10 protein-coding genes are annotated in these 10,514 nt (G+C 35.8%); 8 read left to right on the top strand and 2 right to left on the bottom strand.

Going from position 1 to position 10,514, the window contains the following annotated elements:
* Window positions 1–349: 349 nt before the first annotated feature.
* Window positions 350–1,615, top strand: a complete 1,266-nt coding sequence (locus tag R6U02_RS00290) for a YjiH family protein (RefSeq protein WP_410261645.1) — start codon at window positions 350–352, stop codon at window positions 1,613–1,615.
* A 516-nt stretch (window positions 1,616–2,131) separates the two neighbouring features.
* Complete coding sequence (locus tag R6U02_RS00285; RefSeq protein WP_410261644.1) at window positions 2,132–2,560, top strand: hypothetical protein; 429 nt, start codon at window positions 2,132–2,134, stop codon at window positions 2,558–2,560.
* Window positions 2,561–2,672: 112 nt separating this feature from the next.
* Here R6U02_RS00285 and R6U02_RS00280 read toward each other — a convergent pair whose 3' ends face one another.
* Window positions 2,673–3,521 (bottom strand): type II CAAX prenyl endopeptidase Rce1 family protein, encoded by an 849-nt coding sequence (locus tag R6U02_RS00280; protein WP_410261643.1) that lies wholly within the window; start codon window positions 3,519–3,521, stop codon window positions 2,673–2,675.
* 375 nt (window positions 3,522–3,896) lie between these two features.
* Between R6U02_RS00280 and R6U02_RS00275 the strand changes: the two genes are divergently transcribed.
* The 6 genes from R6U02_RS00275 (at window position 3,897) to thpR (ending at window position 9,367) form a co-directional block, all read left to right on the top strand.
* Complete coding sequence (locus R6U02_RS00275) at window positions 3,897–4,805, top strand: GNAT family N-acetyltransferase (protein WP_410261642.1); 909 nt, start codon at window positions 3,897–3,899, stop codon at window positions 4,803–4,805.
* 222 nt (window positions 4,806–5,027) lie between these two features.
* Window positions 5,028–5,783: a CPBP family intramembrane glutamic endopeptidase gene (locus R6U02_RS00270; protein ID WP_410261641.1), complete on the top strand. Its 756-nt coding sequence runs from the start codon at window positions 5,028–5,030 to the stop codon at window positions 5,781–5,783.
* 316 nt (window positions 5,784–6,099) lie between these two features.
* Complete coding sequence (gene rsgA / locus R6U02_RS00265) at window positions 6,100–7,179, top strand: ribosome small subunit-dependent GTPase A (RefSeq protein ID WP_410261640.1); 1,080 nt, start codon at window positions 6,100–6,102, stop codon at window positions 7,177–7,179.
* 232 nt (window positions 7,180–7,411) lie between these two features.
* On the top strand, window positions 7,412–7,837 hold the full coding sequence (locus R6U02_RS00260; RefSeq protein ID WP_410261639.1) for a MarR family winged helix-turn-helix transcriptional regulator: 426 nt from the start codon (window positions 7,412–7,414) through the stop codon (window positions 7,835–7,837).
* Complete coding sequence (locus R6U02_RS00255) at window positions 7,834–8,691, top strand: SDR family oxidoreductase (protein WP_410261638.1); 858 nt, start codon at window positions 7,834–7,836, stop codon at window positions 8,689–8,691. Before R6U02_RS00260 ends, R6U02_RS00255 begins: the two co-directional genes overlap by 4 nt.
* Before the next feature lie 115 nt (window positions 8,692–8,806).
* Window positions 8,807–9,367, top strand: a complete 561-nt coding sequence (thpR, locus tag R6U02_RS00250; RefSeq protein ID WP_410261637.1) for an RNA 2',3'-cyclic phosphodiesterase — start codon at window positions 8,807–8,809, stop codon at window positions 9,365–9,367.
* 84 nt (window positions 9,368–9,451) lie between these two features.
* On the opposite strand, the gene heR is transcribed toward thpR, so the two are convergent.
* A complete protein-coding gene (gene heR, locus R6U02_RS00245) occupies window positions 9,452–10,237 on the bottom strand; it encodes a heliorhodopsin HeR (protein ID WP_410261636.1) in 786 nt (261 codons plus the stop codon).
* Window positions 10,238–10,514: the final 277 nt, after the last annotated feature.

Raw genomic sequence — 10,514 nt, 5'->3', positions numbered from 1 at the left:
TTTAAGTAATGCAAAACTAATCGAGGTGGTTTATTAATAGCATTAACATAAAAAAACCATGTTATAAAAGCATCTAATCCAATGAATAATAATGCTGTTAGATACTTAATTTCAATAAAAAGGTGCGTGTATTAGATTCGGATAAAGTGTTTTTATGCATCATTATTCCATTAAATGAATTAATCAATGATGTGAAATAATTGTAATACAGTTATGGATGTGCTATTCTGATAAACGATAACAATGGAGGTTTTTATACGTGATAAATAAGTTGAAATTCATATTTCTATCGATTTTTGGGTTTGTATTTTTTCTAGTACCCTTTACAATAAATGATGAGAGTAAAATTATGTTATCTCATATCATTGATTTTGTTAAAAATAATATTCTAGATGAATTCCTTACCTTTACAGCGGCAAGCGCATGGATCGTGTTAGTTGCGACTGTTGTATTCATGTTCTATACGTCGCAAAGTAAGTTTATTAATTCTATGTTTAAAGCTTCTGCTTTTAATGTAGTATTAAGAATTGTCGGTTCATTCTTATATCTCATGGTTTTAAATAATTGGTTTGAAAGTTATGATTTTACAAGTCTCATACTGGATCCCAATACTGGAGGACTCATGGCTGGTGAAGGTGGACTGTTGACTACGCTTTACATAACTTTCTTTGTGGGGATACTTGCACTTCCACTGCTCACTCATTTTGGTATCGTTGAATTTATCGGTATTTTGTTAGGTCCTGTTGTGGTGAAAGTGTTTAGAGTACCGGGTTATTCAATGATCGATGCGATTGCATCCTTTGTAGGGGACGGTACAATTGGTATAGTGGTAACTGACAGACAGTATCAACGAGGTTACTACAATAGAAGAGAAGCTTACATCATAGCAACCAGTTTTTCGGTTGTAGGTATTGCTTTTGCGGCTGCCGTGGCTGAAATGTTAGAGTTCAGTGATATTTTCCCTATCTTTTATGGTTCTATTCTATTAGTGACGTTGGTCATTGCCTTTATTATGGCACGTTTACCGCTCAAAAAATTCGAACCGACTTATTATGAAGGGAAAACACCAAAATCGGTTGAAATTCCGGAAGATAAAACGATTCTTGAACATGCCTATGATTCTGCTGTAGAACAGGCAAAAGAGACTAAAATCATCCCTACGGTGATTGATGCCTTTAAGAATATTGTTCATATATATGTCGGGTTTTTACCAATTATTATGGCCATAGGAACATTTTCATTAATTATTGCCGAATATACGCCGTTTTTTGATATCATCAGTGCTCCGCTAGTGCCTATGTATGAATTGATAGGATACAGTACAGAAGTGGCAGCACAAATGGCACCTGCATCCGTTGCGGGATTTGCTGACATGTATTTACCCGCTTTGTTTATAAGTGGATCTACTAGTGAAGCTGCACGTTTCTTCATCGGTGTCTTAGCGTTTACTCAGTTAGTATTCATGTCTGAAACCGGCATGATCTTGGTTAAAACTAAAATCGGATTAAATTTTTGGGATGTTGTCAAAGTCTTTCTTTTTAGAACAATAGTATCTATCCCAATATTGATTATCATCACCAATGTTTTAGCAGTAATGAATGTTATTTCATTCTAGAGTTAATCTGATAGGGTATATAAATTTGTGTTAACTTTAATCGTATAACAACCCGCACCTCCTTGGCTGTAAACCAAGGAGGTGCGGGTTGCTTTTTTATTTATAACGTCGAAGCCTAGTATGAATGAATTATGTTGTTCAGTGGATGGATCAATATAAAAAACATGTTATCTAAGTCCAATTTCTAGACAAATTCTATTTTTCAAGAATAATAGAATTAAAGAAGCAATATCATCTATGAGTGCGATAAACAGTCTATTCGAATTTAACATTTAGTAAGAAGGCAATGCTGTTGGAAGTTGCATACGAGTATGAGGGATTAAGAATATTGGAATTGTCTCTTAACCTATTTTCTCGGTTCAACCGTTATCAGGAGGTTAAACACTGCTGGCGTATCGAAAAGTTAATAAGATAAGAGCCTTATGATTGTCGATTAGAAATGATTTTATGATTCGATAAATTAGAGGAACATCTATAGAGATATACAGTGATGAAGAACATAAGGGGGTAAAAGTAATGGATCATGTCGTTTATGTTGATGCAAAAGCAAAAGAATTGGATAAATTAGTTGAAGGAGTAAAAAAGATAATTATTAGAGGTGCTGCCGGTAGGAAAGTTCCCTATGGTAAAGTAAGCGTTGGAGATGTATTATATTTCATTAATAATAATGCTGAAGGTGAGATACGAGCAAAAGGTCGTGTCAGTAATGTTTTTAATTCCCAAAAGCTGTTGAAGTCAGAATCCGTCAAACTGGTCCAAGAAAATCAGGATAAACTGCAGTTAACAGATGCACAATTTGCACGTTGGGCAGGCAAAAGATATATCATCTTTATTGAGGTAGATACTGTGGAGACGGTTGAACCTTTTAAATTGGATAAGAAAGATTATGGAAATATGGACGACTGGCTACCAGTAGGAGAAATTGCTAAAGTAAGACATGGCTAAATATAAGTTAATTATAGCGACCCCTAAGATTAGAATGCTTCTGCCTAACTTTAGGGGTCACTATACCTATCTACACAATGGTTTACTATTTTTAGAGAAAGGTAATGATTGTTTACTGCTGCTTCAGTGTATGGACAGGTGAGTATTTTGATAGAAAAAGAACAACTCCCCAAGTAACTAAAGCAGGCACTGTTCCCATAATAGGATTCTCGATAGTAATGTCCCCAAGCACAAGCGTGGTTCCGGTATTTAACCAGGCGTGAAACAGAATCATTAAAAAGACGCTTCTGGTGTTAAGGTATAACCATGAAATAATAAAGGTCTGCCCAATGATCGATAAAGTGAAACCAATGAGTGAAAATAAGGTGAAAACCAAACCATCATTATGATATAAAAAGATTACATAAGGAAAATGCCAGATTGCCCATAATGTTCCTAGACGCCAGTTCATTTCATCAAAGGTATACGATTTTTGTAAAATTTCTAAGGCGAATCCCCGCCATCCCGGTTCTTCAAGTCCACTGGTGAAGACTTGATAAAGAAAAAATGGCAGTAATAGAGATATAGAAATTTGTGAATTAAAAAAGTCTCTAGAAGGAATGCTTAATAATAAACCGATCATCCAGACTATTAAGACTATGATCAAAGGAAGTGAAAAGGCGATAAGGTACCATTTCAAGTGTATATTCCATAAAAGAATCCTCCTGAAAAAGAGAGCGCGTTCTTCTTTTTCATAATAACGCCACGTAATGACTAAAGAGGCTATGAGGGGACCATATACACCGAGACGAAAGATGATAATTGGTAGAACGGGAGTTGTTTGAATAAAATCCCGATCGATCATATTCAGGAAAGTAGGATCGTTAAAGTCCAGTAAGAAGGCTATGATCCAGCACGTCCAAGTTATGGCATAGGCCAACAAAATGAAATAGGTGAGAGTACTTCTATCCTTTTGTTCCATTTTCATTCTCCTTTCTTCAACTGGCATTATGGTTTCGCAGTATAAAAACAGATGTAGGGCGTCTGTTTATCATTACTATATTTTGTATTGCATGATGTAAACGCTTACCTTTTCGGCGATTCTATCTTTTTATATAACGGAAACCGTTAGCCTGAATGTTAAGACGCAACGTAATCTTTAGGAGAAGAAAGAATTATGATTAGATTTTCTGAATTATTCTTTCTTATATTTTAAATCTCTTTTAGTATATTATCAAAATATAAGAATTTACCTTAGGCCGTTTTATATGATCAACGAATTGATAGTGAATAGAGTCATTTTACACAAAAAAATTAAAGGCTCAATTTTCATTTTATAAATATAAGGAGGACATTTATGACCATTCATTTTAGACATTATAAAGGCGGCGCAGGCATTACTGATGATTATTATAAGATACGAGATTTTTTAGTGGAAACAGTGAGTACGTCCTTCACTTATGCTAGGTGGGACTGGATGATCACGCATGACTACTTGGACGTGAATTCAATAAATAAGATTGGCGTTTGGCAAGATTCAGACAAGATAGTGGGTGTAGCTACGTTCGATTTACAGTTGGGCAGAGCGTATTGCTTAAACTTACCGGAGTATGATTTTTTGAAAAAGGATATGATACTCTATGCAAATGACTGTTTAGCTAAAGACAATGAAATTGGTATCGTTATCCCGGACTCTGATGTAGCTTTGCAAGATGCCGCATCTGATTTGGGATTTGTAGCGACTGAGAATAAAGAGGAAGATTCGATTTTCTACATTGCTAAAACGCCGATAGAAATAACTGTTCCAAAAGGATTTGAAATAACCAGTATGGAAGAAATCTTTGACTTGCAGGGCTATTATCGCGTGTTGTGGAAAGGATTCGATCATGAACTAAATGGAGAAGGTGAGTTCTGTTTTTCAGAGGCAAATAATGCATCTGGAAAAAAACAGATGAGGCGTCCTAATGTTGATTTGAATTTGAAAATCGCAATAGTTTCTCCCAAAGGGAACTTTGTTTCTTACTGTGGGATCTGGTATGAAAAAGAACTGGATTTTGCAGTAATAGAACCAGTGGCTACAGATCCCGAGTATCGGCGAATGGGTTTAGGTAAAGCGGCGGTGCTTGAAGGTATAAGACGAGCGGGAGAATTAGGAGCAAAAAGAGTATTGGTAGGGTCATCACAGCAGTTTTATTACAATATTGGACTAAGACCTTATTCTACAGCTACGGAATGGAGATTGGAAAATAAGCATGTTTCAAGGTGAATATCAAAAAATCATGCAGTTATCATTTCTATAAAATGATTGTTTCATTATTGAATTAATAAGTTTCTCAATAATATTCAGAAATATTTCAAGTGACTAATGAGCGGTGTGAGTTGATGAAAGAAAAGTCAAACTATATATTAATTTTTTTCAAATAGATATTGATCCCATGGAAAAAATTACTGTTGATCACTTTTGAAGATAACGAGGAGGATTTAGCTTATGAATGTGAAAAAAACTATTAAGCCAATGCCATTATGGGAGTCCGGATTGTTTTTTGGTATACCGGCTGCTATTTTCTGCTTCAGTATCTATATAGTTATGCCCTTATTAGGTGAGGCTGGCGTAAACCCAATTTTAAATTATTCGTTAACATTAATGGGCCCCGTTCTTTTATTATTCGTTGCGTCGTTTGTAGCTCTTAAAATTGATGGCTACAGGTTGAATTGGAAGATAATCAAGGAAAGATTTCGATTGGCACCTTTAAGGAAAAGGGAATGGTTATGGACGATTGGTTTGTCCGTGTTCATGGTCTCTGGAAATTTTCTTTTATTGCCTACTCAAAAATGGTTGCTCGATACAGTGAGATTTAATCCTCCTGACTACCTGCCATCTACGCTGGATCCTCGAATGACATTAAGTGGTATACCACCAGAATTCGAAACAACACCTTTGGTCATACTAATTGTCTTTCAATTATCCTTTTTGTTCTTCAATATCTTTGGAGAAGAGCTCTGGTGGAGAGGTTACATACTGCCAAGGCAAGAATTAGTTCATGGTCAATACACTTGGATCATTCACGGACTCTTGTGGACATTATTCCATGTTTTTTGGTGGTGGAACCTAATATTCCTGCTCCCTGGAGCGCTAGCTGCATCGTTTGTGGCACAAAAGTTCCAAAATACCACGATTATCATCATCGCTCATTTAGTTGTTAATACACTAGGTGGAACCATTTTAATGCTGTTAAGCAGTTGAACTTGTGGTTGGTACGTAAATGTATTGATCCATAGTAAGGATGGCAAAATAAAGTGATATGTGATCCAGCAGTTTAATAATTCGGATGGTATACTAGTGTCTTTTAATAAATTTGACTTTACAAGTTAGTGTACCTATAATTCGAGTTGAATGGGAATATTATTAAATTAAATTGAGTTGATTATTATAAAAAAGGAGTTGCTTTGCATGTCGAACAAATTATTACTGGAGATTGTAAATAATCGGGAGGTAGATACAAAATAATTTATTGTAACAACCTCTCATAAGTTGCTGTAAAAACTTAGGAGGAAAATAATTGAGTAAAATAGATATGAAAAACTTAGGTCTTAACCAAAGATTTCTGAATGAAGCCAATTTATATAAGGATCTCTATATTGGAAGAATAATGTCTCAATATAAAAATTTATACAAAGTTGCAACAGATAATGGTGATCTCATGGCTCAAATTTCCGGAAAGTTTCGTTATGATGTGGATGCCTTATTGGATTACCCGGCAGTAGGCGATTTTGTCATGCTTGACCGAAATGAGGATGCTAGTGGGTATGCAATTATTCACAAAGTGCTGACGAGGAAAAGTGCTTTTATTAGAAAAGCTTCAGGAACGGCGTATGATGCACAAATTATAGCAGCAAACATTGACACTGTATTTATTTGTATGTCGTTAAATAATGATTTTAATCTTCGTCGGATAGAACGCTATCTTGGGGTTGCCTGGGATAGTGGGGCAGTTCCAGTAATTGTGCTAACAAAAGCTGATTTATGTAATGATCTACAACAAAAATTGGTGGATTTAGAAACTGTTGCCTGTGGGGTTGATGTGTTAGTCACATCGAGTGTGGATGATGATGGGGATTCATCCGTCCGAAAGTATCTTGGCGTTGGAAAGACCATTGCCTTTATAGGTTCATCGGGTGTTGGGAAATCGACTTTAATTAACAAGCTGATAGGCGGAAATGCTCTTAAAACAAACGAAATAAGAAATGACGATAAAGGCAGGCATACGACTTCCCGTCGAGAAATTATCATACTTCCAAACGGGGGAGTAGTTATAGATACTCCGGGCATGAGAGAGATTGGTCTTGAAAGTGCTGATTTATCGAGAACTTTTGCCGATATTGATGCGTTATCAGTTGATTGTAAATTCAATGACTGCTCGCATTCCAGTGAACCGGGTTGTGCAGTGAAAAAGGCAATTAATCAGGGTGAACTGACAGAGGAAAGATTTGCCAGCTATTTGAAATTAAAGAAAGAAGCAAAGTATGAGGGGTTAAATGCTAAGGAAATTGAAACAGAAAAATTCAATGAGATGTTTAAAGAAGTAGGCGGTATGAAAAAAGCAAGAAAGTTTGCTAAAAAGAGTAATAGAGAAAGATGAATAAATAAAAAGAATCAGACAGTTAGATTATTAAATCTAACTGTCTGATTCTTTTATCATAAAATAACAATAAGAATGAAGCTTCGTTAAACGAGAGAGTAATCTAATAGATTGCTGAGATCAATAATAAATTTAGATTTGTATTTTTCTGTAGTCAGTTGACAATCGAAAGAAAGAGCATTAAAATTTAGTTAGCTAGACTAACTAAATGGTTGTTTGATTGGAGGTAAAAATGAATAATATGCTTATAGATAGTGCGGATATAATAAGTATGTTTTGTCGTTTACATACTAATTCAAAACCGGATATCCCTGTAAGATCAAGCGAAATGGGCGTGCTTATTTTCATACAAAAACAAGATATGGCAGTAACACCAATGAATATCAGTCAGTTTTTCAAAATCACTAAACCATCGGTTACCTCGATGGTAAATGCACTTGTTAAAAAGGGCTATTTATTGAAAGAACAGTCTGAAGCGGATAAAAGAAGCTATGAATTGAAAACAACGGATAAAGGGAATAAACTTGTCGAATCAACGTATAATGACTATTATATGTCGATAGAATTACTTCGAGACAATATGGGTGAACATGCATTTAATCAATTCATCGAATCAATGCAGTTAGCCAATGTTATATTAGAAAGGGGTAATAAATGAAAATCTTAGTTACAGGCGCTTCCGGGAACGTCGGGAGATATGTTGTTCAGGAATTGATTGAAATGGGGGAAGCGGTTGTTGCTGCAGGAACCAATAAATCCAAGATCCGCAAACTTTTTGGGAACACAAGTGAAGCGGTGGTTCTAGATTTCACAAAGCCGCAAACATTCAAAGATGCGCTACAGAATGTTGACAGGGTATTTCTAATGAGACCACCTCATCTTGGAGATCCGAAAGATTTATATCCATTCATAGATTTTATGAAATCCTCCGATGTTAAATTGGTGTGCTTTCTTTCTTTAATGGGCATCGAAAAAAATCCGATTCCGCCTCATCATAAGATCGAGAAATTTATAGAAAAATCAGGCATTCCTTATTCACATGTAAGACCGGGCTTTTTTATGCAAAATCTGTCTGGTATCCATTCTGAAGAAATAAGAGAAAATAATGAAATATTAATCCCTGCCGGAAAGAGCAAGACGAGTTTCATTGATGCTAAAGATATCGGCTTATCGGTAGCAACTATTTTACATGAAGCTGAGAAATATAAGAATACGACTCATACTATAACCGGACCAGAGTCCCTTGATTACTTTGAAATAGCAGAAATATTGAGTCAAGTGACTGAGAGAAATATCATTTATAAGAATCCGAGTTTTATTAGGTATTGGCTGTATTACGTCAATAAAAGAGGCTTGGATAAGCAGTATGTAAATGTAACGGTAGCCCTTTATTTTATGACAAGGATGGGCACGGCAAAAATGGTGACAAATGAATTTGAACAGTTAACTGGTAGACCGCCACGTACGTTTAAAGGATTTGCAGTGGATAACATCGACTCCTTTGTCGGATAAATTAGGACAAGAATGGTCTAGTGAGTGATCTTGCGCGCAGAATTACAGGGGGAATTCAACTTTCACGGATTAGGTATTAGCGGCAAAAAACATATTAAATTAAGGAGGTATTTACATGAGGGTTTTTATTGCCATAGAGATAGATGAGCAAACGAAGAAAAAGCTGAACAGTATACAAGAGAGTATAAAAAAATATGTAAATAAAGGGAACTTTACTATAAGTGATAATTCCCATGTAACCCTGCGTTTTATAGGAGATGCTGACGAGGAGGAACTAAACGGACTAAAACGGGCCATCGATGAAACAGCTTCAAAAGCGAAACCATTCACATTGTCCCTAGATACTTTAGGTCATTTTCCCAGAAAACAAAAAGAGATCATCTGGGTAGGTATAAAGGGGCAATTAGATTGTCTGAAAGAGCTCAAGCGAGGGTTAGAGGAAGAACTGGCAAAAGCAGGATTCAAAAAAGAAGAGCGTGAATACAATCCACACATCACGATGGTGCGCCAGGCAGTACTAGATAAACCGGTTGAAATGGTCAGAGAAGAAGTGAACATTCCTTATGCAGAAATAAAAGTCAAAAGCATTTCTTTAATGGAAAGTACAAGAATAGACGGTGAACTTGTGTATAGATCTATTTACAAAAAATCAGTATCCAATTTGGAAGAGCAGTAAACATTCAGATTTTCGGTTTCAGTATATAATTTAAAGCACAAAAAAGGCGCTAGATTTCAACTAGCGCCTTTGATATACGTTTACTTACGAAGGTTGCATGACTCCTCCGAAAGCCAACCAAGCTAAGACTGATTTTGCTACAAGGCTTAAAATGATATAACCCTTTTCTCCATACAGGTAATTGTTCCATTTACCTATTTTTTTATATTGTAAGATCATATTGATTGGGAACAGGTTGAAAAAGACAAAATAGCTGCCTGCAAGGGCATAAACAAACCAGGGCACTTCTGCCGGGTTTGAGTTACCGAAGGCGTAAAGCAAGATGACGACCCAAGGAGCCAGACCGGCGACACTGCCGAAAACAAACGGTTTCCAATTCGTTTTTTCCGTATACTGATTTATTTCTTCCATGTCTAACCCGAATAGATTCATGGAAGCATTAGCGGCTACAATTAAAATAAGTGCACCGATATCGTAGACTCCAAATAAGAGTGCAATGAGTACAATCATCAGGGAAGAGCTGATCGCATATTCGTACCAACGGAATTTATTGATCCCCTTTTTTAAATCACGGTTATAAATAGGATTTCCCCATGGACTGATAATTATGAAATGAGCAAGAGCAGAAATAAATAAGAATAAAGAGACTGCTATACCAAATGGAACGTCGAAAAGTTGATTTGTTTCGGTGACGAGTCGCATTTGTGTTTCGTCAAAGGTGAGGAAATTGGACAAGACGGGTATTGTGAAATCCGCTATCCTTTCGATGAAAATGGCAAAACCCAACATTAATAAGCCTTGTACAAGATGTAGAAATCCCATCACTGTATTAAATTTCTTCAGTGACTTAAGGGTTATTTCTTTTGACATAATGAGCACCTTCTTTTTATATGATATGAAACAATGGTACAGATATTTCTTTCGGAGTTGTCCTGCGGCATCCCTCCCCTAACTGAAACTGTCAAAACGAAATCCGAGTGAGTGTTACAAACAGTAGGATGTTTTATTATTAAGTATATTCTATCATAAAAGTATATTAAAGACTGTTTTATGCAACTGAATCTGTATTAAAAGTCATCCATTTATATAATTCGGAATAATCTGTGCTATATTAGTAAAGAGTAGCATCAGTTTAAATGTCTCTCAA

Source organism: Alkalibacterium sp., assembly GCF_046484155.1.
GTDB lineage: Bacteria > Bacillota > Bacilli > Lactobacillales > Carnobacteriaceae_A > Alkalibacterium.
Note: the sequence above shows the minus strand (reverse complement) of the source record. Positions and strands in the feature narration are given on the sequence as shown.

Bases quoted from the DNA above. Each gene is read 5' to 3' on its own strand.
- R6U02_RS00255 (WP_410261638.1), top strand. From the start codon at position 7,834: ATGAAAATCTTAGTTACAGGCGCTTCCGGGAACGTCGGGAGATATGTT.
- thpR (WP_410261637.1), top strand. From the start codon at position 8,807: ATGAGGGTTTTTATTGCCATAGAGATAGATGAGCAAACGAAGAAAAAG.
- R6U02_RS00270 (WP_410261641.1), top strand. From the start codon at position 5,028: ATGAATGTGAAAAAAACTATTAAGCCAATGCCATTATGGGAGTCCGGA.
- R6U02_RS00290 (WP_410261645.1), top strand. From the start codon at position 350: ATGTTATCTCATATCATTGATTTTGTTAAAAATAATATTCTAGATGAA.
- R6U02_RS00275 (WP_410261642.1), top strand. From the start codon at position 3,897: ATGACCATTCATTTTAGACATTATAAAGGCGGCGCAGGCATTACTGAT.
- R6U02_RS00260 (WP_410261639.1), top strand. From the start codon at position 7,412: ATGAATAATATGCTTATAGATAGTGCGGATATAATAAGTATGTTTTGT.
- R6U02_RS00285 (WP_410261644.1), top strand. From the start codon at position 2,132: ATGGATCATGTCGTTTATGTTGATGCAAAAGCAAAAGAATTGGATAAA.
- R6U02_RS00280 (WP_410261643.1), bottom strand. From the start codon at position 3,521: ATGGAACAAAAGGATAGAAGTACTCTCACCTATTTCATTTTGTTGGCC.
- heR (WP_410261636.1), bottom strand. From the start codon at position 10,237: ATGTCAAAAGAAATAACCCTTAAGTCACTGAAGAAATTTAATACAGTG.